The 24125-nt window shown below is 42.5% G+C and carries 25 protein-coding genes; 6 read left to right on the top strand and 19 right to left on the bottom strand.

Annotation, left to right across the window (positions count from 1 at the left end):
- Positions 1 to 14: 14 nt before the first annotated feature.
- The 10 genes from DXD65_RS03880 to DXD65_RS03835 form a co-directional block, all read right to left on the bottom strand.
- Positions 15 to 1076 carry a glycosyltransferase gene (locus DXD65_RS03880; RefSeq protein WP_117887367.1) on the bottom strand — a complete coding sequence of 354 codons (1062 nt, stop codon included), beginning with the start codon at positions 1074 to 1076 and terminating at the stop codon, positions 15 to 17.
- Between the two features lie 2 nt (positions 1077 to 1078).
- On the bottom strand, positions 1079 to 1609 hold the full coding sequence (locus tag DXD65_RS21520) for an acyltransferase (RefSeq protein WP_117887366.1): 531 nt from the start codon (positions 1607 to 1609) through the stop codon (positions 1079 to 1081).
- Positions 1610 to 1628: 19 nt separating this feature from the next.
- Positions 1629 to 2711, bottom strand: a complete 1083-nt coding sequence (locus DXD65_RS03870; protein ID WP_117887365.1) for a glycosyltransferase family 4 protein — start codon at positions 2709 to 2711, stop codon at positions 1629 to 1631.
- Between the two features lie 8 nt (positions 2712 to 2719).
- Positions 2720 to 3937 (bottom strand): hypothetical protein, encoded by a 1218-nt coding sequence (locus DXD65_RS03865; protein ID WP_117887364.1) that lies wholly within the window; start codon positions 3935 to 3937, stop codon positions 2720 to 2722.
- Positions 3938 to 4020: 83 nt separating this feature from the next.
- Complete coding sequence (locus tag DXD65_RS03860; RefSeq protein ID WP_117887363.1) at positions 4021 to 4929, bottom strand: hypothetical protein; 909 nt, start codon at positions 4927 to 4929, stop codon at positions 4021 to 4023.
- A 6-nt stretch (positions 4930 to 4935) separates the two neighbouring features.
- A complete protein-coding gene (locus tag DXD65_RS03855) occupies positions 4936 to 6090 on the bottom strand; it encodes an ATP-grasp domain-containing protein (RefSeq protein WP_117887362.1) in 1155 nt (384 codons plus the stop codon).
- Between the two features lie 12 nt (positions 6091 to 6102).
- Positions 6103 to 7185: a polysaccharide pyruvyl transferase family protein gene (locus tag DXD65_RS03850; RefSeq protein WP_117887361.1), complete on the bottom strand. Its 1083-nt coding sequence runs from the start codon at positions 7183 to 7185 to the stop codon at positions 6103 to 6105.
- Positions 7186 to 7225: 40 nt separating this feature from the next.
- Positions 7226 to 8683 (bottom strand): lipopolysaccharide biosynthesis protein, encoded by a 1458-nt coding sequence (locus DXD65_RS03845; protein ID WP_133304090.1) that lies wholly within the window; start codon positions 8681 to 8683, stop codon positions 7226 to 7228.
- A gap of 73 nt (positions 8684 to 8756) precedes the next feature.
- Entirely contained in the window at positions 8757 to 9752 is a 996-nt protein-coding gene (locus tag DXD65_RS03840; RefSeq protein WP_117887359.1) for an acyltransferase family protein, read from the bottom strand.
- A 23-nt stretch (positions 9753 to 9775) separates the two neighbouring features.
- Positions 9776 to 10303 (bottom strand): UpxY family transcription antiterminator, encoded by a 528-nt coding sequence (locus DXD65_RS03835; protein ID WP_044469020.1) that lies wholly within the window; start codon positions 10301 to 10303, stop codon positions 9776 to 9778.
- A 761-nt stretch (positions 10304 to 11064) separates the two neighbouring features.
- Between DXD65_RS03835 and DXD65_RS03825 the strand changes: the two genes are divergently transcribed.
- Complete coding sequence (locus DXD65_RS03825) at positions 11065 to 11388, top strand: hypothetical protein (protein WP_005836962.1); 324 nt, start codon at positions 11065 to 11067, stop codon at positions 11386 to 11388.
- Between the two features lie 122 nt (positions 11389 to 11510).
- On the top strand, positions 11511 to 13640 hold the full coding sequence (locus DXD65_RS03820; RefSeq protein WP_117887358.1) for a VapE domain-containing protein: 2130 nt from the start codon (positions 11511 to 11513) through the stop codon (positions 13638 to 13640).
- Between the two features lie 129 nt (positions 13641 to 13769).
- Here the strand turns inward: DXD65_RS03820 and DXD65_RS03815 are convergent, their stop codons facing one another.
- The gene (locus DXD65_RS03815) at positions 13770 to 14030 is read right to left on the bottom strand and encodes a DUF4248 domain-containing protein (RefSeq protein WP_005829216.1); all 261 of its coding nucleotides are present in this window, start codon (positions 14028 to 14030) and stop codon (positions 13770 to 13772) included.
- 275 nt (positions 14031 to 14305) lie between these two features.
- On the opposite strand from DXD65_RS03815, the gene DXD65_RS03805 reads away from it, so the two are divergent.
- Both DXD65_RS03805 and DXD65_RS20990 read left to right on the top strand, forming a co-directional pair.
- The gene (locus DXD65_RS03805; protein ID WP_008663501.1) at positions 14306 to 14815 is read left to right on the top strand and encodes an HU family DNA-binding protein; all 510 of its coding nucleotides are present in this window, start codon (positions 14306 to 14308) and stop codon (positions 14813 to 14815) included.
- Positions 14816 to 14869: 54 nt separating this feature from the next.
- Positions 14870 to 14971 (top strand): smalltalk protein, encoded by a 102-nt coding sequence (locus DXD65_RS20990; protein WP_005829220.1) that lies wholly within the window; start codon positions 14870 to 14872, stop codon positions 14969 to 14971.
- Here the strand turns inward: DXD65_RS20990 and DXD65_RS03800 are convergent.
- Both DXD65_RS03800 and DXD65_RS03795 read right to left on the bottom strand, forming a co-directional pair.
- On the bottom strand, positions 14968 to 16098 hold the full coding sequence (locus DXD65_RS03800) for a glycosyltransferase family protein (RefSeq protein WP_008663500.1): 1131 nt from the start codon (positions 16096 to 16098) through the stop codon (positions 14968 to 14970). The genes DXD65_RS20990 and DXD65_RS03800 overlap by 4 nt on opposite strands.
- Positions 16099 to 16327: 229 nt before the next feature.
- Entirely contained in the window at positions 16328 to 16510 is a 183-nt protein-coding gene (locus tag DXD65_RS03795; protein ID WP_005829223.1) for a hypothetical protein, read from the bottom strand.
- A 176-nt stretch (positions 16511 to 16686) separates the two neighbouring features.
- Between DXD65_RS03795 and DXD65_RS03790 the strand changes: the two genes are divergently transcribed.
- Positions 16687 to 16920: a hypothetical protein gene (locus DXD65_RS03790; protein ID WP_008663499.1), complete on the top strand. Its 234-nt coding sequence runs from the start codon at positions 16687 to 16689 to the stop codon at positions 16918 to 16920.
- The gene (locus DXD65_RS03785) at positions 16911 to 17246 is read left to right on the top strand and encodes a type II toxin-antitoxin system RelE/ParE family toxin (RefSeq protein WP_005836958.1); all 336 of its coding nucleotides are present in this window, start codon (positions 16911 to 16913) and stop codon (positions 17244 to 17246) included. The genes DXD65_RS03790 and DXD65_RS03785 overlap by 10 nt, the downstream gene beginning before the upstream one ends.
- Positions 17247 to 17414: 168 nt before the next feature.
- On the opposite strand, the gene proS is transcribed toward DXD65_RS03785, so the two are convergent.
- From proS to DXD65_RS03755, 6 genes are all read right to left on the bottom strand, one after another.
- Positions 17415 to 18908, bottom strand: coding sequence for a proline--tRNA ligase (gene proS / locus DXD65_RS03780; protein WP_005829226.1), 1494 nt, complete (start codon positions 18906 to 18908; stop codon positions 17415 to 17417).
- 115 nt (positions 18909 to 19023) lie between these two features.
- A complete protein-coding gene (locus DXD65_RS03775) occupies positions 19024 to 19581 on the bottom strand; it encodes a YhcH/YjgK/YiaL family protein (RefSeq protein WP_005829228.1) in 558 nt (185 codons plus the stop codon).
- A gap of 47 nt (positions 19582 to 19628) precedes the next feature.
- Complete coding sequence (locus DXD65_RS03770) at positions 19629 to 20708, bottom strand: metallophosphoesterase (protein ID WP_016273674.1); 1080 nt, start codon at positions 20706 to 20708, stop codon at positions 19629 to 19631.
- On the bottom strand, positions 20705 to 21790 hold the full coding sequence (locus tag DXD65_RS03765; protein WP_035448449.1) for an aldose epimerase family protein: 1086 nt from the start codon (positions 21788 to 21790) through the stop codon (positions 20705 to 20707). The genes DXD65_RS03770 and DXD65_RS03765 overlap by 4 nt, the downstream gene beginning before the upstream one ends.
- Before the next feature lie 5 nt (positions 21791 to 21795).
- The gene (locus DXD65_RS03760; protein ID WP_035448447.1) at positions 21796 to 22464 is read right to left on the bottom strand and encodes a D-lyxose/D-mannose family sugar isomerase; all 669 of its coding nucleotides are present in this window, start codon (positions 22462 to 22464) and stop codon (positions 21796 to 21798) included.
- A 28-nt stretch (positions 22465 to 22492) separates the two neighbouring features.
- The gene (locus DXD65_RS03755) at positions 22493 to 24124 is read right to left on the bottom strand and encodes a sialidase family protein (RefSeq protein ID WP_117887357.1); all 1632 of its coding nucleotides are present in this window, start codon (positions 24122 to 24124) and stop codon (positions 22493 to 22495) included.
- Between the last annotated feature and the right edge of the window lies 1 nt (position 24125).

Raw genomic sequence — 24125 nt, 5'->3', positions numbered from 1 at the left:
TTAGTAAATAAAAGTTAGGTATTCCTGAATAGCAATTCCCATTTGTCAAAAACTCTACACGACTCAAATTCAAAAGAAGCCTTCTTACATTCTTGTGCAAGAAATATTGCTTTTTGAGAATCTGTAAGAACCGCCAACATTCGTTTCGATAAAGTATCTGAATCTCCTACTGGGACAAGATACTCCCTAATGCTTTCTGGAAATAGCATTCGAGGACCTCCACAAGGGCAATCGGTTGATATACAAGGTAGACCAATAGCCATAGCTTCCATCAATGCATTAGGCATTCCCTCAACATTCGAAGACAAAACAAATAGCCGCGCACTTTTTATGAAAGTAGGAACATCTGATATTTGGCCAGGTAGATGAACCCTTTCTCCTATACCAAGTGACTCAGCATATAGTTTCAATGAAGTAACATCTCCTGATCCATATATTATAAGATTATCATTCACTTGATTTGCAATTTTCGCAAATGATTCAATCAGTAATCTATGATTTTTGAATTTGTCAATTCGACCGACCGTAACTATTCCCGAACGAGACTCGCTTAGTTTCGTATTGTAGAAAACCCGATCAATAGGATTATATATAATAAATGATTTCTTCCGTATTACCTCTGGAAACCATATCTTAGCATCATGAGTTTGAAAAACAATTGCATCTCCAAAACGAAATAATATTTTGGCCAAAAAAGATGTAAAATTACTGCCATACTCAACATCCGGACTGCTGCGAACTGAAAGAATGGACTTTATGCCAGAACCAAGTTTTGCGATTATTGCTCGGAAATTAGGTTCTGCCATAAATGAAACAAGAATATCTGGCCTTTCCGATTTCAATAATTTTCTCAATCGATATATTAGTATTACATTCCTTTTAAAATAACCTTCTATCTTATTCAAATCTAATGAAATACGCTGCACATCTTCTCCATAAGAATATTCCCATGAACAAGGGAAAGATGTTATCAAAACACATTCATGTCCACGAGTCGACATTTCTGTTGCCAAATTAGTCAGCACTCTCTCAGCCCCCCCACTAGATATAGTATTAATATAGAAAAATATCTTCATAGCTATTTTTTTAAGAATTTTTCTTCAGGAAGTGTCAACAAGAATTTCCGTTTTTCTTTTAGTGATAAATTCTTGCCATGTATTTGTAAATTAAATTCCAGATTCTTCTGAATGTATTCGTCTACTGTACATATATAGCGGGCAGGATTTCCTCCCACTACCGTCCTAGGAGGTACTGATTTCGTTACTACACTACCTGCTGCTACAATAGCACCTTCTCCAATAGTAACACCTGGCATGATTTGAGAATATGCACCTATATAAGCCCAATCTTCGATTTGCACTTTTCCAAATACATCAAAATCTGGAATTCGAGAACGCACAGAGTTCCCTCCTCCATGTGTGTGAATAGCTACGCCACTCGTAATTTGAACATTATTACCAATTGTAATCAGATAAGGTTCACTACTCCATTTCCTCGTAGCTATAAAAGAATTTTCACCAACAAAAACACCTATATGTCTGGCGTAGTCAATAGGAGAAACTAAAAATCTCCAATAAAAATCAACAATTCTCCTAAAAGGATTCAGCATAATTTATAAACTAAAAGAATTACTCATAAATGCACTTGTGAAGCAACTGCTCCCACAATTTAGATATATGGTCTACTTTATATCTGTCGAGTGCATGTAATGCATTATGTTGTAGCCTCTTGCGTAACTCATTATTGTCTAATAATATTTTTAATTTCTGTTCTAATTCTAACAGATTATCAATTCCACAAATAAGACCTGTTTTATTATTAATTACAATTTCTGATTGGCGACCGTTATAATCGCAAGCAATACAAGCACAACCTTGTGACATAGCTTCAGTAAGCACTAAACCAAAACCTTCGTAACGACTACTAAGAACAAATATCTCAGCATCACGATATTCTGTTTTAATCTCCTTGGTATATGGAACAAACTCTACATTAGATATATTCTGTACTAACGACTTCAAATAATCTACATTTTTTTTGTGTCCAGCACCGACTAACCTTAGAGTCCAATCAGGATAAAAGCATGCAAGATTGCTCCATGCCTTTAACAAAATATCAAAGCCTTTGCAGTACCAAATATCCACACGTCCAACAGCAAGTATTATTTTACTTTTTGATGGAATTACTTTTTCCGGTTCCCAAGTCAAAGGATTAGGCATAACAACTACTTTTTTGAAACGACCGTTTAAAAACGTATAATCAGCTTGTGTCAAGACCGTCAGATAATCAAAATAATAGTTTCTGAAAAATTTATCTATTTTTTGGTTCAATGGGAAAGGAGCTGATTCTGGTCGTTCAAAAGAATTATGGTCAGAAACTATCACTGGACACTTATGTACCAACATGGATGCCAATTTAGCAAGTGTTGCATGAAAGTACAATATACTTACTATAACATCTGGTTTATATTTCTTTAAAACTTCCAATATCTTCCAAAATATTTTGATACGATACATGATCCAGGAATTACCCTTTCTTTCTGGACAAGAATAAATTTGCACATCTGGTAATACGGGATAAACGATAGCTATTGATGTATCCATCATAATTGCAACTTTATGTCCCAAACGGCTCAAGCCATTCGCTACATCTGCACAGACACGTTCAGCCCCCCCACCAGTAAGTTGATGGCACAGAAATAATATATTCATAATAATTGCTACAACTTGATGTTATCTATACTAAATGTCTTTGAAGTAGCTCCAGATGCCAACATAGGGAACAAGAAAGGAAGACATAAGCACCAATAGAATTCAAGCATATTTGACTTGTAGAATGCTCCGAAGAATGCAATCACAAAACACATTCGAAGCCGATATGGCACACGATATTGACGATAATACTGATTAATGAATTTCCAAAACGGACATAAGAGTAAAATCAACCCTAAAACACCATATTTATACAAAAATACCTTTCCTCCAGTGTTCCCTGAATCATATCCCATATTATCAGGAAGTACTCCACCATGACCATAAATTATCGACCCATCGAAAATGGAAGTACTGAGGGCACTATTAAGTGCGTCACCCGTTCTATTGTCAATATCCCTAATATCCTTTCCACTAATACGTTCCATGACTAAAGTCTCAAACTGCTCACCCAAAATTAAAGGCATTGTCAATACGCAAACAGCTGTAAGAACAATTGTACGAATCTTGAAACGAATTGACAACAAATAAATGGCTGCAAGTATATAAAATCCCAATGAGAATGAAGCTAGACCAAAAATCCAAAAACAGTAATAATAAATTTTATATCGAGGATTATTCCCTATCAGAAATAACATCAAATAGCAAAGAGTACCAAGTTCTCCAGGTTCTTCACAAAAGCTTTGAAATCGAATAGTAGAGTTTATAATAAAGAAATTGAAAAGATGTTGTTCGAAAAGCTGTTCGCGACCAGAATTATCACGAATGAAATAAGCAATCAGAATACCCTGATCAGTAAAAATATAAAGGAGGTATTCAATTAACGACAAGGACAAAAAAAACACGAGAGATTTGACCAACCAATCAAAAACCGTAAGTTTCCATTTGTCATTGAGAAGTATAAATATAAACGCCATAAAGGCATTCATTAAAAAAGATCCGCTAGGATATTCTCCCAAGAAAAAACCTGCATAAAAATAAATAAAAAGATAAGCTAATATAAATGGAAATGCATATCGCTTGTACTTTGATGTAAAAACGCTTCCTTTTTTATCAGTTAACCCAATGAGAATAAACAATAAAGCAAAAATCAGGAATAAAATGATATTAATACGACCTCCCCAAATCAACATTAAAATTCCACCCCATGTTAATTTAATTCCAGCAAATATATTCCAAAGAAAATATAAAACAGTAAGAATTGTAACTACTATACCTTTATTCATAGCAATAAGAAATAAAATCTTTTTACAAATAGAAGTTTACTATCTTATATTCCTTACTCTTCTTTTAATTCTGCAACATTGAATCATCGCTTGTTTTTCCACATTCCTTTGATATTTACTAAAATGCTATATATCATAAATAATAATTTTCGCCTATGTCCATGACCATCAACAACTATCAAACCTTTATACATATTGAAAGTATGGTATCCTAAATCCATTTTTTTATTGGTTGAAAAGAATGTTTTAACTTCTGAAAACAAAAAACGTTCACCGACAGATTCTATTCGTTGAATTACAATTCCATTTCCATAATTTTTATTACAATCCTGTGCAGGTCTATAATATTGACCATCAACGACAAACACTTCACCGGCATTGCGTGCAACTTTTCCTCCAAATTTTACTTTTTGAACCGGTTTATCATCAATAACCATCTTTTCATAATCGAAATTAAACAAATATAAATCTTTATCATTAGGAAATGGAAGTTTTGTCGAAAGTATATAATTTGTGTCATTCCAATGTAGTACGGTTGCATCTGTTAACGGTAAATGTGAAAGGTCGTTATTTTTTATCATAGAATCCGTCAACAAATCATATTCGTAAACAGCTGTAGCCACTGCTTTACAACTCTCTGGAATAATATAGATCTTGTCGTTTTTCCTTAATATAAAAGGAAAAGACAAATGCCATGGTTCTTCCAATACAATTTTCATCTCCTTCAAGATATAATCTTTACGGCTAACTACCAATTTTGCGATACGTCCTTTACTAAATGAATAACAAAATTCCTCCACCAAAAGGATTATATTCTCCTCATCTACATTCAGAATAAAAGGATCAGCGAACCATCTGTCGCTATATTGATGCTTCATCCAATGTATATTCTGCAAATCATTTAGAATAACACATTGAACTTTATCTTCCACAAAACCTATATTCCATGCAGAAGATAAGCAGTATTTCCTTATACGGTCAAATAGTAACATCAATAACTATCTTTTATTTTTTAATAATTTATAATATAGCATGTCATATAATTCATGATATAAACCAACCCAAAACGGTTTTTTATCCCTTGAATCGTATTCCATAAATCTATTTGTTCTACAAACATCATTAAACCAACTAAAAATATTCTTATTATATAATCGTAGAGCTACCTTAAAATCCGAAAACTCTGGCATTACATAAACTGTACGAATATTTTTTTGCATTTCTTCGTTATAATCAATACTAGAATTGTATGCATACCAAATATAAGGGAGATTAACTCCAGCCTCTGTAACAGAAATAGCATTCCCATCATTTCTAAAATTGATTTCCATAAAATAGTCGTTTCCATATTTGTCACGAAGAAATTCCATTGAAAACAAACCAGTATAACCTACTTCTCTTATAAATGAAATGCATTTCTGCAATAAACCATTTTCTGAAAATTCTGAGAACGAAACATATTTCAAATAGCCCGTATTTGTTTCTTTAGGTTGTCGCAATATTATTGACACACCAGGAATAAAAACATGCTGCTGGTCTAAAGCACACCCTATAAACTGGAATTCGATTTGTTTGTCGATATAATCTTGAGCAATTAAAGGTTTGTTCTTATGGAGATCCATATACCTAGATAATTCATATTCGTTCTTTATAATCTTTATATCTGATTTATTTCCTTCTACACTTGACAAGGGTTTAATGATGATTGGAAACTCAATATTTCTTAATCTCAACTCATCTAAAGAATAGGTATATGGAACATTCAACTTGACTTTTTCAGCAAATTTTCTCATAACCATTTTATCCATGGCATTAGAAATATCACCTTGTGCTCTACCTAAAGGCAGGCAATAATAAGAAAACAATTCGTTATAACTCAAATCAAGATGAAAGGTAGCTAAATCTGCACAAGATATAATAATAGGTTTCAGACCATTATATCTGCATTTCCTATTTTTTAATTCTATAGGTACATCAACCCATCTAGATAATTGACAATAGTCGCAGATATATTTACTATACTTAACATAAGGGTATTTACTAGAAGTTACAAGAATAAGTTCAGAAAAAACACCTTTTTCTCCTAAACTCCGCAATACACCTAATGTATTGTGATGATTTCCCCCAATTACTATTACTTTTTTTTTACTCATAGTATTGAATATTCAATTATCCAAACAACTATTTATGTATTCTAAAGAATATTTTTTTATTTGATTTAGTTTACTCAATGGTAATTTATAGTTAATATGCGTAAATATAACTTCTTCTTGAGGATTTTTATGTCGATCAGTTAAACCTAAAATCGTTAAGAGATTATATGAACGTTCATCTGTTTCAAATTTCATAACATAAAAATCTTTTTGAAAAACAATAGAGAATGCTGTAGCATGGAATGACACTGTAATGACACATCTTGAATATTTTATTAATCCACAAAATTCCATAGGTGATATTCCAATTAAATCAAATTTGTTTTTGGATAATCCTATCGCTTTTATAGACACAACCTTAGCTTGAAGTTGATTTGCTATATTCTCTGCAAACAAACAACTTTCTGCACTATTATCAAGATTTATCAATAATACATAATTTGAAACTTTGGGTTTAAACGCAATTTTATCAAAGATTGAGGTATCTGCAAGCAAACTGGGATCTAAAACAACTTGTGATTTAAAATTATGTCTCATTAGCCATTTTTGCAAATATATTTCGCGTACAGACAACTTTTGGTAATTAGGTAAAAAAGCCAATAAACGCTGTTGTTTCGGTTCTTCAAGACAAACCGAAGCGCCTAATGAAGCTGCGTATGCAATATACCTCACATGATACTTAACAAAATTACCTAAATAAACATTGTCTAGCCCTGTTATCCTTTCACTCCAAACTTGATCACTTCCAACAAAAATGATATCAAAAGAATCTAATTTGGCCAAATCTAATAGTGAAACTACAAAATCAGTCAATTTTAGATATTTGGATAAAAAATCATCAAAAGCTTTTTTACACTTATATTTATTGGGTAAAGTAAGTAATGAATATATTGTACTTCTAATAAAAGGGATAATTCCTTTTTCTTTTAAAATATCAAATAAAAAATAGGATCTATGTTTTTCAATAATCCTAGGTCTATAATCTATAACAGAAACTTCATGTCCTAACGCCGTCAAGGTTTCTTGTAATCCATAGCATTGTAAAACTGCTCCATAATTTAGAGCCCTATGAAAATTCAAAATGCCTATTTTCATTTATCTAAAATTATTTTAAATTGCGAAAAAATTCCTCTCATCATTTCCAAATCTTACCATGGAATTTACTAACATATCCATTAAGTGCCTTCCTATCATTGCTTGATATTACAAAATAGTAATACATTATCAAATGCAACACAGAAGAAAGAATAATGACAATAAAAAATCTCATCGCACTATCAGGTGTCATATATATATACAATGTTACAACAATACAAATTACAACAGTAGCAATAAAAAGCTTGATAAGTTCAATAATATATTCGAGAAAAGGAATTTTAATAAGTTTATGCAAAAAATAGATTCGGCACATCATAGCCAAAAAAGAAAAAGAAATCGTAACAATAAATACTGACTCGGGGGAGCACCCATAATGCAGTACCACATAGGATATGGGAAGAGTAAATATTATAAGATTTCCAGTAATCAAATAGAAATTACGAATCTTACCCGTAGCTAAAATTGGAGCAATCATGGGCCCAGATACCGAATCAATCAAACCATTGAGAAGTACAAGTGTTGTGAACGCTCGCGTATATTCCGGTACTTCTACAAGCCATAAATCAAGCACCGTGTCAAGTTCAAAAAACAAAGGAATTGATAATATTGAAGTCAGAAAAAAACATATCTGAGTACTTCTGACGATTAATGTATGCAATTGAGAATAATCATGTACTGCATACAATTTATAGATTTGTGGCTTTAATGCCAAAAAAAAATTATTTTGCAATTGCATTACTGCACTTTCTATCTGAAATGCTATTGCACGAGCTGTATTCACTATCGGATTGAAAAAAACATTCAAAAGTACATTAATACCTTGCCCTCTTAAAACTACAGAAATGGTTCCGAGCAGATGCCACCCTGAAAATGAAGCCAATTCAGCTATCTCAATTTTATTCCAATATACATAATAATGAATTTGTGGTATTTTTCTTGAAACATACCCTACATAAGAAAGTGTAATTGATACATTTATTACAAAAATCAAAATTCCATACACAATCAACTTGTCTGTTGAAACAAAGTATAAAATCCCCACGATTGCCAATTTAAACAACGCCTCTAACATCCCAATATAGGCAAATGTTTTCATTTTTTCATATGCAATAATCAAAGCCAAATATGGAGTATTGACAAGGCTACAACAGAATCCTAACAATGATAATTGAAAAATTATATTTGCTGCCGTCAACCTTTCGATTGGTATTGTCATTTTATTATTTATAAACCATAATCCAAATGTTTCAGCTATGAAAATCAAAAAGACAATGATTATAACAAATAAGTTAAGATTCAAACAAAACCAATCATTTAGTTTCCTAAAATCATTCTCGGCCAAAGATATTGAGAAGTATCTTTGTGACGATGAAGATAACGTTCCACTAATAAAAGAGAACATTGAAACGAAACCTCCAATCACATTATATAAGCCGTAGTCAGTCGCTCCAAGAAGACTCAAAATTGCCCGTACAGTATATAAGCTGACTCCCATTACAAATATCAGCCTAATATAAAGAAAAATGGTATTCTTGGCTATTCGCTTATTATCACTAAAATTAGACATCTTATCTATATCCCAATATACACTTAAAATGTTTTTTACAAAAAAGGATAATGGGTATAAAAACTGCCAATATCACCGATGCCAGTAATATACCTACCAACGAAGTAATCGGAATACTAGAAAAGATAAAATTCCATACAACTTTAGCATATTTTATCATCAACAAATTGAAACCTAATATAATTATTGTACCAGATGCAATTAAACTAATCTTATTTCCAAGTTGTAAGTATCTGGCAATTTGAAATACACATATTGTTCCAAACGTTCCATTTAGATAAAAAAGCAACAAAGAATTTCCTATCTGACAAGTATTTATATCTACTCTGCCATTGTAATAGTTAAAAACAATAAGTGCCACAAAAATTATCAAAACAACATAAAAAGACAAATCACGCTTAAAAAATTCCTTCATCTCATAACCAGCAATAAAAAAAGGCATCGCAAGTAAAGTGCTATCAATGGGAACTAAGGTATCAATTTCATAATATTGCAAAATCAAAAAAACACCAATACAAAAAAGAACCAGTAACAATCTATATGCTCTATCTTCCCTTAAGGAAGTTAATATATGTAAAAAAAACAAACTGATTAAAAACCAAGTAGGTGCACTAACTGGAGACAAGTATCCTACGTTATATCCCAGCCCAACAATCACAGCTACCACCTTTCCCAAAAACATCTGGACATCAAATGTACCTTTCAATATAAGTAATATTGAAGTATATGCCAAAATTATTAAGTTGATTATGAAATAAGGAACCAACAAAGTATGCCATCCTTTTTTAAGAGATTCAATGAAATTACGATATTTGAACAATATTCCAGAAAGGATAAAAAATAAAGGCATATGGAAAGAATAAATGAAAGTATTCAACTCTACACTCACCAAATTCCCATGTCCCAGTGTAACTAAAAATATGCCAATGATTTTAGTCCAATCAACCCATTCCATGTATGAAGGCTGAGAAATTGGGGTTAAATATTTATTCAGCATTATGACGATAAGCACAGAATATTCTAACTTCCTTCTCCTATCTCCTCCACCAGCGACGCATGCACAAACGTCGTCGCCACCGCCATCACCCCCTCGATGTTCACCACCACCCTCCTGTCATGGCGCACACGCACAAACACCCCTTCCACTCCTTCGAAGATGCCGCCGGTGATACGTACCCGGGTTCCTTGGGAGAGGTTCAGCTCGGTGGGTTCAAGATAGAGCACGGCCTGGTCGTAGGTGCCAGACACGGCGATGAAGCTGCGCATTTGTGAGTCCGGGATGACGATGGGCTGGCGGGTTTCGCGGTCCATGATATAGCGGATGGGGATGTTCATGCCCGGTTCGTTCTTTATTTCATCCATACGCTCGCGGGTGGAGCGGACGAAGACCAGGTTATGGACCGCAGGAACAAGCTTGCGCAGGCGGCGCTCTTTCCTCACGACATACTCATAGCGCATGGGAATATAGTTTTCAATGCCCGCTGCATCCAGGTAATCCTTGAAAAAAAGCTCTCGGCTATAGGTGACACGCACTGCATACCAGTGCATTTCTGCATTCTCGTTCACGAAAAAATATGATTGGGGGACACCGGAGTAGCGAAGTACCTCCCGGTCAAGTAATGTAATGCGGTTACTTTAAATAGGCTATATGCATTCATTTTATTTCAAAACCCTCCACCATCTCGGAAGGAAGGCGACGAAATAGTTATATTCAAGCTATCTTGCGATAAGCCGTTATCAACGAAACGTTTATGATGAAAGAAATGTTTTATAACACGTTCCGTTTAATGAACGCAAAGGTAACGTCAAGAAATGAAAGTACAAAATATTCTGATTGATAAAATGATAATCTTTTTTAATGCAGACATCATCACACTATATATCAAAGAATTACGCCTATTAGGTAAGATACACGCGCACGCGCGTCATTTCTTATCTTTTTAAAGAAAGGGTGTGTTACATATATAACCATAGGTTCCGGTACCTCACCCTATACATACAGATTACACACACGCTTCACTAGTTCACGGAGAGGGGCACCACAGATTACACAGATTGGCACAGAGGAGCACAGAGAAAAATTCTTCGCTACGTTCTGAGTGACGGATACTCACGGAAACAAAAGGATGATACGCACGGACATACACAAAAGTGATACGCACAGAAACTACAAAAATCCGTGCCAATCCGTGTAATACATAGTGCACAGACTTCTCTTTTTTATTAATTTTGCACCCGATTCGTTAACTTAATATAAAATTAGATTTTCAAATTGTAATTATGAGAACAAAAAAACGCCAATTAGCGTGATGCAAATCAAAGGGAGAGATTACCAAGTGCTGTACACCAAAGAGAGCAAAGAGGTGCAAGTGGCCCTCGACCTGCTTTCTATGGTAGAACACAAGTCGTTAACCGTGGAATACAAGGAGCGGAAGGCTTTCCTGACACCCTTCATACCACTGCTGATAAATCCCCAAAAGGAACACGGACTGAAGGGCGTAAGCCCCTTCGCCAAGCTGCTGCATCTACTTGTAAACTTTATGGACGCGGACGGAAGCGGCAATACGCTGAACCCCGATTGCATTGAGGATGAGATATATAAGCTCTTCAATGAGCTATATCCCAAGGAGTAAAACGGACCAAGGAATTCAAATTGTAAAAAAACGGCTGTCCCACTGCGGATGGCCGTTTTTGCTTCCTAAGGAAATAAGCGGCATCTTTGCGCCGCCAATAAGGCAAACTTAATACAAGTAGAATGGAAAACATTCCAGTTACCACCTACCGTGGTTTCAGCGCCGTCAGCGGGGAGACAACCTTCACGCAGGACATGGCTGACATAAGAAACGGCAAGCATGCCAAGTTAATCATCAAAATCGCCAGCCTCGTGGCACAGGGAAAGGTGGAGGAAGCCAACCACGTCAAGAAGCAGCTTCCCTTCAGGACCCTCACGGCCAACTACCGGGAAAGAAGGCTCGCACCGAGCATCACCCGCTACAACCCCGTCATCACGCTCGACATCGACGACCTGGAAGAAGGACAGTTGGAGCAGACCCGGACCCTCATCAACGAAGACCCGCACACCCTGGGCAGTTTCCTCTCCCCCAAAAGGCACGGCTACAAGCTGTTCGTCTTCATGCAGACGGAATACACCCGGCGTCTGTATGACCGTCTCCGGCAGGGCGAGGTGACCTACGCCACGCTCGAGGAGATACACCTGAAGCTGTACAGCGCCGCCAAAGAGCACTACGAGGCCCTTCTCGGAGTAGAGGTGGACGGAAGTGGAAAGGACATCTCGCGGGGATACTTCATGTCCTTCGACCCGCATGCCTATATCAATGCCGCACTGCTGGAACAGATTTCCCCGTTGCCGGCACGCATCATCCCGCCTGCGAAAAAGGAAAGCGGCAAGAAGAAGACGGCTGCCGAAACGGTACACCCCCTCCCCGCCTCCGTTGCCGCCACGCCGCAGGACGCAAAGCCTTGGGAGAAGCTGATATTCTCCCAAGCCGTGACCGCCGTGAAGCGCACCACCAGGTTCCGGGCAGGCAACCGCGACAACTTCCTCTTCGCCCTGGGCAACAAATGCTACAGCAAGGGCCTGGACGAGCAGACAGCCATCAGACTGGCGAAAAACGAGTTCGGACAAGAGTATCCCGACGTGGAATCTCCCCTGCACAATGCCTACATCTATACCGACAAGACCAGCGAAGCCGCCACAAAGAAGGAAGAGAAAAAGCCCGTCATCAACCAAGTGATGAGCTTTCTGGAAGAGCACTACGGCATCCGCAGGAACCTCATCCTGGACCGCCTCGAATTCATGCCCTATGCCCTGTCGGCAGATGCCGGAAAAGGTTACCGTCCCATGCGCGGAAAGGACTACAACACCATATTCGTAGACCTGCAGATGGCCGGCATCTCCTGCTACCAGAATTTCCTCAGAGCCGTGATAGACTCCAACTACGCCAAGGAGTTCAACCCCTACACCGACTATCTGTACGCGCTTCCCCCCTGGGACGGGACGGACTACATCGCCCGGCTGGCCGACACCCTGACGACCGAGAACCGGGAGCTATGGCAGAAGGGCTTCAAACGGTGGATAGTGGGCCTGGTGGCCTGCGCACTGAGCGACGAGGACATGAACCAGCTCGTCATCATCCTCTACAGCGAGCAGGGAAAGGGAAAGAGCAGCTGGATTCGGCGCCTGCTGCCGCCCGAGTGGAAAGAGTACTTCTACAACGGCATAATAGACCCGAGCAACAAGGACGATGCCCGCCTGCTCGCCACGCGAATCATCATCAACATGGAAGAGTTCGAAGGCGTGAAGCCCGGCGAGCTGGCAGCATTGAAGCGAATCATCGCGCAGGACAACGTGACGCAGCGCAAGGCCTACGACATCGAAGCCTTCACCCTGCCCCGCCACTGTTCCTTCATCGCGAGCACCAACAACCGGCAGTGCCTGCAGGACATCGGCGGAAACCGGCGTTTCCTCCCCATCACCATCACCGGTATAGACTACCACACCCCGGTGAACCATCCCGGCATCTACGCCCAGGCCCTCGCCTTGCTGAAAGGCGGATTCAGATACTGGTACGAGGGCGAGGAGATAGAACAGTTGAACAAGCACAACGAACGGCACCGCATGAAAGACCCCGTGGAGGAGAACCTCTTCGTCTTCTTCCGCAAACCGCTGCCCGAAGACCTGCAGACAAAGTGGCTCCCTGCCAGCGTCATACTGACCAAGCTCAGCATATTCGGAAAGGTGCAGGTGAACCCGCACACCCAGCTGGTACTGGTGCAGGCACTGGAAAAGTACGGATTCGGCACACGGACCAACGAGCAGGAGACGACCGAATATGAGGTAGTGGACATCCAGACATATCAGTAACCGGCATTCGAGGAGAAGAGAGAAGCCCCGTAACATATATTGTTGTGCATGACAACATATATTGTTACGGGGCTTTACATATATTGGCGTTTTCTTTACAAGGTTTCCCTATTTCCGGCCGGCATCCTGTTAGGGTTCTCCCAGATACTTCACCAGCACTTTCACTTCCAGCGGAGTGAAGGTGCGCCGGTATTTGTTGTAGCCCACCTTCTCCAGCTCACCCTTCAGCGCCTTGTTGTGGCGTATCCATGCCGCCAGGGTATAGATGGCATTGCTGATGCAGTAAGTCGGGTTGTAGAGCATGGCAAGCTCCTCCTTCGAATAGGCGTGGATGCGGAACGGACGAAGGTCTTCCTCCTCCTCTTCCCTCTTTTCTTTTTCTGTTTTCATTCCTTATGTTATTGGTTGATTATTACACCATAAAGATACTGAATATCAGCGGTATGACCAAGCATATACAGACATAAACGGGCATCGGACGAAGAATTTTTTTTGAACAGAAAGGAAACGGGAAAGAGACGGCGTAACCCGAAGAAAGCCATGAGCAGAAAAAGCCGGAGGAGTACTTTTGCAGCACCCCTCTTCCCCCCTAAAGGAGAAAGAGCAAAGTATTGCAATACGGGACTTTAATTTCTAATTGTTAATTTTTAATTATTTAACTGTTTATGGGAGTACCATTCAAGAAAATTGCGAGGAAAGATCCTCGAAAGGCAGATGCGGTGGCAAAGTTCTACCCGCAGCTGGTGACACTGGGCGACAATGCGACGCTGGACGACATTGCGTATGTGATGAAAGAGAAGAGTTCGCTGACACTGGGAGACATCCAGAGTGTATTGACCAATTTTGTGGAGGCCATGATAACAACCCTCTACAGCGGCCAGTCGGTGAATATCAAGAACTTCGGCGTATTCAGCCTGTCGGCGCGTACGGCAGGCGTATTGGATGTAAAGGAGTGCACCGCCAAGAACATCAAGGCGGTGAAAATCAATTTCCGGCCTTCCAGCACCGTAAGACCGGACATCGCCGCCACGCGTGCCGGGCAGAAGATTGACTTCTACGACCTAGAAGCTTTGCTGAACAAGGGAGACGGTGAAGGAGGAAGCTCCGGCGGCGGTTCCGGCTCGGGAGACGGAGGCGGTTCGGACGGAGACCAGGGCGAAAATCCGTTGGGATAAGTATGACTGATTTTACTACCGATTCGTATGTTCAACTTTTAAAACGTATATAGCATGAAAAAAAGTATCTGGGATAAAATTCTGAAAGTCGTAATTGCAGTAGCCTCCGCCATCTTAGGGGCATTGGGAGCCAATGCGATGAACGTGAGCATTTAAGTCGCCGGAAAGAAAGGACGGCAGGAAGAGGAAACCCCGAAAAAGGTTTCCTCTTTCTCTTCCCTCTCTATACAGCGCAGGATACGCCAGTCGCAGCTACGCACCCAATAGCGGAAAGCCATGTTCGGGCGGAAATGCTCCGAGAAGTCCAGCAGACGTTCCAAATCAAACTCCTCGGAGATGACACCGGCACCGCTACGGAATGCATCGTAGGCGTTACAGTCCTGCTCGATATGCGCCGGAACCATCAGCAAAGGCTTGCCCAGATACATCGCCTCGCAGACCGACTCGAAGCCGGCAGTGGTGGCATAGGCCTTGCAGCCTGCCATGTAGCGCAGGAACTTGACGTCATCGAGCTGATGGAAACTCAAGGTGTCGTCCACACGGCACACCTCGGCTTCGTCCTGCTTGTCCCAGAAGAAGTGGAGGGGTATTTCCGGATGGGCACTGTGCCAGTGGAGGATATTCTCGCCAAAACCGGAGTTTACCATGTATCCGTGGAGATAATCCCCTTCCGTACCTTCGCACGACAGCACCTCCCTCCGCAGCAATGGCGGAACCACGCGGACATACGCTTCTTCGTCATCCTCCATCTCGCGGAAGGAAAGGGCGAGCTTTTCGCGGGCACCTATGCACGTGAGGCGGGTGAAAAGGCGGAGCAGCCACAGATGGAAGCCGTTCTTACCGGGAAACTCGAAATCGCGGTGCAGGAACAGGTACTGGTGCCCGACGCTTATTTGAGGAACGGAAGGACGGAAGAAGAGATAGGTCATCCCCGTGAGCAGTTCGTAGAAGTTGATGACCAGTTCGGCACCACTCTCCTCGATGCGGCGGTGTATATAGTGCATGCTTTTCAGATAGACGGGCAGACGGGTGAGATTATAGGCCACACTACGCGCAAGACTTGCCCGCTTGTTGGCAGGCGTAGGCAGGAAATTGGGACTGAGAAAACGTTTCACCGGAGCTTGGATGCTGCGGTTGAAGAAACCGGGCAGACAGCGCGAATTGCTTTTGCCCACCAACACTTCCACTACCTCGTGACCGTTGCGGCGCAGCAGCTCTTCCATTGTTATGGCTTGGGTCAGATGCCCGCGGCCTTCTCCTTGAACGATAAAAAGGACTTTCATTGGGACGACTTGATGATTTACAAATTAATGTTGAAACACATGCAGCACATGACGTTGCATTTAGTTGATGCAAATATCGCACCTCCGTGTTACGGCAGAATGTGAAGAATGTGACAATTCGGTTATAAATGACAAAAGTCACACCGGCATCGCGCAGACATGACTTCAAGAGAATTTATGGAATAAATACGTAAAAAGGATAATTCGGTCGGCATATGATGCCGGAATATCAGACAAATTCCTCGACCATATACATATCACTGACAAAATCGTCAACAATCTGTTCCAGGTTTTCGCAGGCTTCGTCAGGCGTTTCACCGTAGGCGCTGCACAACACATTATTCATAAAATAAGCGTAAAAACCACCGCCGGCTGCCGCCTCTACGGTATAGTCATTTCTGTTCAGTTTCATATTCGGGCCTCCTTTCTTTTTTTACGCTGCAAAAATGAGGGAAAGTTGTTACGAGAAGATGTGAAGGAGGTTACAATAGTATGTAGATTGGTTGGCTTTGATGCAGTGGAAAATAAATGGATTGAATATTAGGAGTTTTCATTTATTCAGTTTACCTTTGATTAAAAATAAAAGCAATGGGTAAAATTAAACCATATAAAGAGCAGGACTCTCCCAAACAAACGGCACAAGAACCGATGATGGCAACTTATCATCAATCAGCCATACCGATGGACGACTTTATCAACAGTATTCCCCGAGATGCTTTGGCTGAAGCCCTTCTATTTGCCTTAGAAGAGAATAAAGCAGGACACTGTATATCAAACTCCCAAATAGAGAGTATGATAAATGAACGCATGGGATGGAAATAGTCTGGTCTAAGTTGGCTTATGAGCACTTTTTAGAGATACTTATTTATGTAGAGAATAATTTTGGCATGTTGACGGCACAGAAAACACGTCAAAAGATACAAGACAAAGTAAATCTTTTAGCAAAACATCCGTATATAGGAATTATAGACAGTGATTTTTCTACTCTATTTAACAACATTACTGTCCGTCATTTAAAACTTTCCCCTAACGTGATATATTATTTGATTGATGAGAATAGGATTGTCATTGCAGCAATGCTTCATTCAAAACAATCTCCGGAAACTGTACGCAAAACAATCTCAGAATTTCTGAAGCAATATAAATAGCTGTTCATCAATTCATGATGAGAGATAACTCTATAAATTTAAAACCGAGAGGACGTATCAAGATATACAATCACCCCGGATTACGCGGATTAACACAGATAAAAGTTTCTGATTATCAGAACTCCTAAAATCATCTGTGTTAATCCGCGTAATCCGGGGTGGGTATTATTAATAGGAACGTGCAAAAATCACGCGGCAGGCAGAAGGCTTGCCGGTAACCATACACTTGCCCGGTTCCTTGTCACCCGGAACAAATGAATCGAAAGGAATACAACGGATGGTTGCTTTGGTCTCTTCCTTGATTTTCTCTTCGGTTTCGGTAGTCCCGTCCCAATGAGCCAGAATGAAGCCGCCTTCTTCAATCTTTTCCTTGAATTCCTCGTAGCTGTCCACGCTGGTGATGCGGCTGTTACGGTAATCGAGCGCTTTCTTGTAGACATTAGCCTGAATGTCCTCGAGCAAATCCTTCACGTACTCTTCGATACCCTCGCAGGAACGCGTCTCCTTCTCCAGTGTATCGCGACGCATGATTTCCATTGTATTGTTCTCCAGGTCGCGGCCACCCATCACCAGACGAACGGGAACACCCTTCACCTCATAGTCGGCAAACTTGAAGCCCGGACGTTTGTTGTCGGCATTGTCGTACTTCACGGAAATACCCATTGACTTCAGCTTGGCAACAATGCCTGCCACTTTCTCGTCAATCTTAGCCAGCATCTCTGCATTCTTGTAGATAGGTACGATGACTACTTGTATCGGAGCCAGGTGCGGAGGAAGTACCAGACCGTTGTCATCGGAATGCGTCATGATAAGCGCTCCCATCAGACGGGTGGAAACACCCCAGGAGGTAGCCCAAACATACTCCAGCTTGTTCTCCTTATTGACGAACTGTACATCGAACGCCTTGGCGAAGTTCTGTCCCAAGAAGTGGGAAGTACCGCTCTGCAAAGCCTTTCCGTCCTGCATCATCGCTTCGATGGTGTAGGTGTTGAGGGCACCTGCAAAACGCTCGTTGGCAGACTTCACGCCCTTTACCACGGGCACCGCCATGTATTTTTCGGCAAACTCGGCATATACATTCAGCATCTTTACCGCTTCTTCTTCGGCTTCCTCGCGAGTGGCATGTGCCGTGTGTCCTTCCTGCCAGAGGAATTCGGCGGTACGGAGGAACAGACGGGTACGCATTTCCCAACGGAACACGTTTGCCCACTGGTTGCACAAGATAGGCAGGTCGCGGTATGAATTGATCCAGTTCTTGTAGGTGTTCCAGATGATGGTTTCGGAAGTGGGGCGGATAATCAGCTCTTCTTCCAGTTTTGCAGCAGGGTCCACCACCACACCGCCGCCATTCGGATCGTTCTTCAAACGATAGTGCGTCACGACGGCACACTCTTTGGCAAAGCCTTCCACATGTTCCGCTTCACGGCTGAGGAATGATTTCGGAATAAGCAAGGGGAAATAAGCGTTGACGTGTCCCGTTTCCTTGAACATATCGTCCAACTGACGTTGCATCTTCTCCCAGATAGCGTATCCGTAGGGCTTGATCACCATACAGCCGCGTACAGCCGATTGTTCTGCCAAATCGGCTTTTACCACCAACTCGTTGTACCACTGAGAATAGTTCTCACTACGTTTGGTAAGGTCTTTCAATTCTACTGCCATTCTATTTCGTTTTTTAAAGTTTTCGTTGATTTCTCTAAACAGTCGGCAAAAGTACAAATTTTAAAGGAAATTTATTTGAAAAACAAATAGTATTTTTAATAGAACCGAAAACACACTAATCTACATATTCTATTTTAATCACAATCTTCCTGCTTTTAACAAGTTCCCCCTTTCCCCGAACAGAAGGCTGGTGAATGTCCGAAGGGAAAAACAAGAAGAAACTGCCGGCATCGGCAGAGTAGTGTTTTATCCGGGAAGAGGTATAAAAAGCAACATCCTTTTTTGAATTATACGCCTGACGTACTTCGACGTCACTTGCCAGCCCCATCTTTTCATTTCCCCAGAGTACATACTGAAGGTCGACAAAACGGAGGTGACTTTCAATATTCCCTTTCTCCACCTCTTTGGGAATGTATTCACTGACCGTAGCCCAGCATTTCCCCTCCAGAATGACATGGTTGCCAATGGACAGCGCTTCCAAATCATGTTCGGCAAGAAAGCGGAATGCAGCATCCCAGACATCCTTGTTCTTATGATATTGGCAGGCAAATTCAACAGCATTGACTGATTTATGGGGAGAGACAGTCCAGCCATTGGACCAAACGGCACTTTTCATCCATTTCTTCGCATTTCCGGAAGTCCACTCCGGACTTGTCTGTGCTGATAAATACATACAAAAGAGTATTAATGAATAAATAATTGATATACGCTTCATATTTTTTATTTTATCGTGAATTGAAACTGGTCATAAGATTCCGTACGCCATGCCTTGTCCTTGGTTTGAGGAGAAAAGCCGAAAAGCGGAGAATAGGTCCTGACCTGCACCGTATGTCCGTCGGGCAGGAATTCGAGCAGACGCAGCCAGCCGTCTCCCCCGTTTCCACTCATGCCGCCACCCAACGCCTGGCAGTTGAACATCATCTGGTGCACATCGTGTCCGGCTGCATTCTTGTCGGTACGGAATCCCGTGGTATAGTCCAACCGTTCATTCGGAGTGGCATAGTGTCCGCACAGCACAAGACGGATGTTGGCAGAAGGTTGCACCAGCTTCTGCCAGATGCCTTCGCCCGTATTGGACGGGGTTATCTTATAGCCTTCTTTGGTGATGCGCTTGCTGTCGAAGCCGGTAAGGTAGGAATGGGTGATGAGAATCACCGTATGGTCCTTGAAGCGCGGGGCAGCCACCAGCTCCCTGGCCCATGACAAGACCTCGTCGCGCGGGGCAAATTCAACGGCAATAATCAAAATCCTCCCCCAATGCTCGTCCGTTATCTCCATGGCGGCATTCTCCAGCGTAGGCAGGCCGTTTCTGTTATTGGTGGCGGCCACGATGGTCTTTTTCCATTGGCTGTTGCGCTCTATCGGGAAATATTCCGGGAAACGGGTCATCGAGTTCTCCGAACGGGTGTAGCCGTAATCATGGTTTCCGGTAGAAATGAGATAAGGGACCTTGTTATCCAACCGCCCGAAAGCCCGCGACACAAATGTCCACTGCTCCCGGCTCGTAAGATTCCCGAAACGCGGGAAGGGAGGTAGAATACATTCATTCTGGTCTACCAAGTCGCCCGTACAAAGCACCGCCTTTACACGGAGGGAGTCTATATGATGAGCGGTCCACGCCGTCATCAGCTCAAAAACCGGCTGGTTATAGTCATACTTCACGTAGTTTTGCGGGTCGCCCAGCAGGACGATGGAAAAAGAATTAGGATTGCACAAATGCTGCTGGTTGGTATTGACTTGTGCCCGGAGCTGGAGGAATGCCAGCAGGCATCCCAAACAAAGAATGATTCTGTTTTTCATGGTTGCGTACTGAATTGATAAATACATGTCTGTTTATAAAGGTCTCCTTCACGTAATACGATGGAGGGGAAATGCGGATTGTTCGGTGTATCGGGAAAGCACTGGGTTTCAAAGCAGACGGCGCTACGACGCGGATACACAGTGCCATGCATGCCCGTGAAGCCCGGCAAATAATTGCCGGTGTACATGATAAGCCCCGGCTCTGTGGTATAGATATCCATTCTGCGCCCACTGGACGGACTGATGCAGGTGGCGGCGAAAGAGAGCTCATGCAGCGCGGGTTTCTTCAAGACAAAACAGTGGTCATAACCGTGGCCGTTGAGCAACTGCAAGTCTTTCCGGTTGATGCGTTCGCCTATGGAATGGTAGTCGCGGAAATCAAAAGGCGTATCGCCCACTGCCCTGACTTCACCGGTATTGTTCGTATTCATGTCGATAGGCAGGTAGAAATCCGCGTTTATCCTCACCAGATGGTCTTCAATGGAAGTAGTGGGAGTTCCCATGCCCGCCAGGTTAAAATAGGCATGATTGGTGGGACAGAACAAGGTGTCGCGGTCTGTCTCCGCCTCATAATCTATACGGAACCCATTGTCGTCCGTCAAGGTATACATCATCCTTACCGTAACATTGCCCGGAAAACCGGCTTCTCCATCGGCATGGAAAAGACGGAGGAGAAGTTGGTTTTCACACGGTTGCTGTGCTTCCCACACCACCGTGTGAAAACCGTTATCACCACTGTGCAGAGTATTAGAAACAGAGTTAAGCTGTAAGTGATAATCTTTTTCTCCTACACGGAAAGCGCCGTGCAATATGCGTCCGGCTACGGGGCCTATAGTAGCTCCTATATAATAGTCCTTGCTTTGCCTGCGGGCCTCTTCCAGCGTATCGAAGCCTATGACGACATTTTCAAACTTACCATGACTATCAGGAGCCATGATGGATAAGACGATGGCCCCGTAGTTCGTGACGCACATCTCCATACCGCTGCCATTGCGCAGTATATAAAGGCCGGTATCCTTTCCGTTGATTACGGACCGGAAATTATCAGGATTCAATCCCGTCAGGTTGGTCTTATCTTTCATACTTTCTAAACTTCGGGATATTCGTTGCACAACAGATGTTCGGCCGGAACATCCTCTTCTATCTGCGGGAAACGCCCCTTGGGGGTGAGGAAACGGTTGTCCCTCATGTCATCGTTCACCGTGGAGACTTCGCCTACCAGGCAATGGTCGTCCTCGGCCCAGAAAGTATGGTAGAGATAAGGCTCGTAACAAATGCTTTGTCCGGGAGCAAGACGCACCGTTTCTCCGGGAGCTACCCGTGTACTGACTCCGTCGATGGAAACGACAAGCGGTTCTTCAGTCAGCATTTCAGTTTCCTTGTCGGCCTTCCACAGACGCATGCAGAGGATTCCTCCACCCCGGTTGATGATGTCTTCCGTTTTCAGCCAATGGAAATGGGTAGGAGTAACTTGTCCGCAGCGGACAAACATAATCTTTTCACAATAGGGTTTGTCTTTCTTCTGCAGACTTCCATTACGGAGGGTTACCAGCGTCAGGCCGATTTTCAGGAAATCGCCCCAGCCGAAGTCGGTCAGGTCCCAACCCATGGCTCTTTCCCGGATATCATCACATTCCGGTCCTTTGGTCTTCCAGTCGTCCGGAGTCCAGTCCGCCCATGGAGGCAGCATGAAGTGGTACTTTGTCATAAATGCTTTGGCTTCGCGGATATATCGATTGATTTCACTGCGTTTCATGTTTATCTGTTTTTTAAGGTTTTACACTTTATTTCTTCAATAATTCCTTCAACGGGATAGCCTGGAACTGGATGTCGGCTTGGCTCCCCTCATAAAAGATACCTATGGTATGCTCGTCAATGGAGGTCATGCAAGAGTACCCCGCCCCCCTACCTTCATCCAGCAACGTCCAATACTCCTCGGGCCAAGTTTGCCCGTCATCGAAACTCACCTTAATGGTAATGTTGTTACGGCGCTCTTTTGAATTAGGATTGGCAAAGAGTAATACATGACGTTCTTCTCCGTCTTCAATATAATCATGGCGCAGCAAGGATGCCTGGCAAGCCGGTTCAATGAGAGCTCTGCGCGACGTGGGATGTTCCGTCCACGTTTTTCCCAAATCGGCAGTGACGGCAATGGCCCGCCCATTACCTTCCTGACGTCCCCGGTTGCTGCGCTCACGCATGTTCAACATCAAGGAATGGTCTGAAAGTTCTACCACCTGACATTCGTTGGTATTGTAGTAGGCCGGTTCGCCTACGGTCCAGTTTTCGCCCTTGTCTTTACTCCACATGATTGTAGAGAACTGAAGCCCGTCTTCGTTCCGCCCCTCTACCGGAAATACCAATGTACCGTCTTCCATTGTGATGCCACGACCCGGTCCGGGAGCAAGCAGCCACCATTTTTCCTTTTTTACTTGGCGGGTAATGTTACGCGGCTCACTCCAGGTAAGTCCGTCGTCGGTACTCTTACTAATCAGGAATTGAGAACTTTGTTTGACACCATATCCCGGCTGAGAACCGTGCGCACGCCACTGGTGGTTCCATACGGTCGAGGTATCGGTAAGATTCTCTATCCATTTGCCCGTCTTGGGGTCCAAGACTCCGTGCATCCATAACCCTATGACATAGAGGTCTCCGGTGAAATCATCCGACAAGATGCAACCATCACTCACTCCATTATATTTCTGAGGTAGCCCGCCCCATTCTTTCATATCCAGAACAGTCTGCATGGGTTGCCAAGTCCGCCCTCCATCTTCACTGCGATTGATGGCAATATCAATGTCGCCCTGCAAATCGTCATCTCTTTCATTGCGTGCATCATACAAGGCCAGCAAGGTACCTTTCGTCGAAGTCACCAATCCGGGAATGCGGGAAGTGTGTACCCCGTCCTGACCCGGCTGCCGCAGGGCCACTCCTATACGGAGCGGCTTTACTGCGGGCAACTGGCGGATGCCCACCAGCCCCAAGTCTGTCTGGACACTGCTGCATGAGATTTCAATCTTGCTTGTAGCCTGCGCCGCATCATCCCTCAGTCGGAGTGTCACCCAGCATGTCAGTGTATCTTCCTCTATCTGCCGGCCTACCTTAAAACTCAATTGTTTGTTCACCGGTTTGGCACTTGCACAAACCTGCCCACAATTCTCATCCAAGAACAGCGAAGCGGAAACGACATCACCGGAACGGACAGTTCCATCCAAAGTGAAATTTATCTTTTCCAACTGATATGCCACGCCGCTGTTCCTAATCAGACGCAGACACAATACCGGATTATGCTCCTTCAATGTCAACACCGGATATACCGGTTGCCGAATCTCCACCGCTATCTTATCCGTATAATTTTGGCATGCCATGATGCCCCAAGCAGACAAGACCAGTAAAAGTATAGTCTTATATCTCATA

This window comes from Bacteroides sp. 4_1_36, from assembly GCF_003466325.1.
GTDB lineage: Bacteria > Bacteroidota > Bacteroidia > Bacteroidales > Bacteroidaceae > Bacteroides > Bacteroides uniformis.
Note: the sequence above shows the minus strand (reverse complement) of the source record. Positions and strands in the feature narration are given on the sequence as shown.

Excerpts from the sequence above, each read along its gene's own strand:
- DXD65_RS03865 (WP_117887364.1), bottom strand. The coding sequence starts at position 3,937 with ATGAATAAAGGTATAGTAGTTACAATTCTTACTGTTTTATATTTTCTT.
- DXD65_RS21520 (WP_117887366.1), bottom strand. The coding sequence starts at position 1,609 with ATGCTGAATCCTTTTAGGAGAATTGTTGATTTTTATTGGAGATTTTTA.
- DXD65_RS03775 (WP_005829228.1), bottom strand. The coding sequence starts at position 19,581 with ATGTATTTATCAGCACAGACAAGTCCGGAGTGGACTTCCGGAAATGCG.
- DXD65_RS03825 (WP_005836962.1), top strand. The coding sequence starts at position 11,065 with ATGCAAATCAAAGGGAGAGATTACCAAGTGCTGTACACCAAAGAGAGC.
- DXD65_RS03835 (WP_044469020.1), bottom strand. The coding sequence starts at position 10,303 with ATGCACTGGTATGCAGTGCGTGTCACCTATAGCCGAGAGCTTTTTTTC.
- DXD65_RS03805 (WP_008663501.1), top strand. The coding sequence starts at position 14,306 with ATGGGAGTACCATTCAAGAAAATTGCGAGGAAAGATCCTCGAAAGGCA.
- DXD65_RS03785 (WP_005836958.1), top strand. The coding sequence starts at position 16,911 with ATGGAAATAGTCTGGTCTAAGTTGGCTTATGAGCACTTTTTAGAGATA.
- DXD65_RS03790 (WP_008663499.1), top strand. The coding sequence starts at position 16,687 with ATGGGTAAAATTAAACCATATAAAGAGCAGGACTCTCCCAAACAAACG.
- DXD65_RS03755 (WP_117887357.1), bottom strand. The coding sequence starts at position 24,124 with ATGAGATATAAGACTATACTTTTACTGGTCTTGTCTGCTTGGGGCATC.
- DXD65_RS03820 (WP_117887358.1), top strand. The coding sequence starts at position 11,511 with ATGGAAAACATTCCAGTTACCACCTACCGTGGTTTCAGCGCCGTCAGC.
- DXD65_RS03765 (WP_035448449.1), bottom strand. The coding sequence starts at position 21,790 with ATGAAAGATAAGACCAACCTGACGGGATTGAATCCTGATAATTTCCGG.
- DXD65_RS03770 (WP_016273674.1), bottom strand. The coding sequence starts at position 20,708 with ATGAAAAACAGAATCATTCTTTGTTTGGGATGCCTGCTGGCATTCCTC.
- DXD65_RS20990 (WP_005829220.1), top strand. The coding sequence starts at position 14,870 with ATGAAAAAAAGTATCTGGGATAAAATTCTGAAAGTCGTAATTGCAGTA.
- DXD65_RS03800 (WP_008663500.1), bottom strand. The coding sequence starts at position 16,098 with ATGAAAGTCCTTTTTATCGTTCAAGGAGAAGGCCGCGGGCATCTGACC.
- DXD65_RS03860 (WP_117887363.1), bottom strand. The coding sequence starts at position 4,929 with ATGTTACTATTTGACCGTATAAGGAAATACTGCTTATCTTCTGCATGG.
- proS (WP_005829226.1), bottom strand. The coding sequence starts at position 18,908 with ATGGCAGTAGAATTGAAAGACCTTACCAAACGTAGTGAGAACTATTCT.
- DXD65_RS03760 (WP_035448447.1), bottom strand. The coding sequence starts at position 22,464 with ATGAAACGCAGTGAAATCAATCGATATATCCGCGAAGCCAAAGCATTT.
- DXD65_RS03870 (WP_117887365.1), bottom strand. The coding sequence starts at position 2,711 with ATGAATATATTATTTCTGTGCCATCAACTTACTGGTGGGGGGGCTGAA.
- DXD65_RS03855 (WP_117887362.1), bottom strand. The coding sequence starts at position 6,090 with ATGAGTAAAAAAAAAGTAATAGTAATTGGGGGAAATCATCACAATACA.
- DXD65_RS03880 (WP_117887367.1), bottom strand. The coding sequence starts at position 1,076 with ATGAAGATATTTTTCTATATTAATACTATATCTAGTGGGGGGGCTGAG.
- DXD65_RS03850 (WP_117887361.1), bottom strand. The coding sequence starts at position 7,185 with ATGAAAATAGGCATTTTGAATTTTCATAGGGCTCTAAATTATGGAGCA.
- DXD65_RS03795 (WP_005829223.1), bottom strand. The coding sequence starts at position 16,510 with ATGAAACTGAACAGAAATGACTATACCGTAGAGGCGGCAGCCGGCGGT.
- DXD65_RS03845 (WP_133304090.1), bottom strand. The coding sequence starts at position 8,683 with ATGGGAGTCAGCTTATATACTGTACGGGCAATTTTGAGTCTTCTTGGA.
- DXD65_RS03840 (WP_117887359.1), bottom strand. The coding sequence starts at position 9,752 with ATGCTGAATAAATATTTAACCCCAATTTCTCAGCCTTCATACATGGAA.
- DXD65_RS03815 (WP_005829216.1), bottom strand. The coding sequence starts at position 14,030 with ATGAAAACAGAAAAAGAAAAGAGGGAAGAGGAGGAGGAAGACCTTCGT.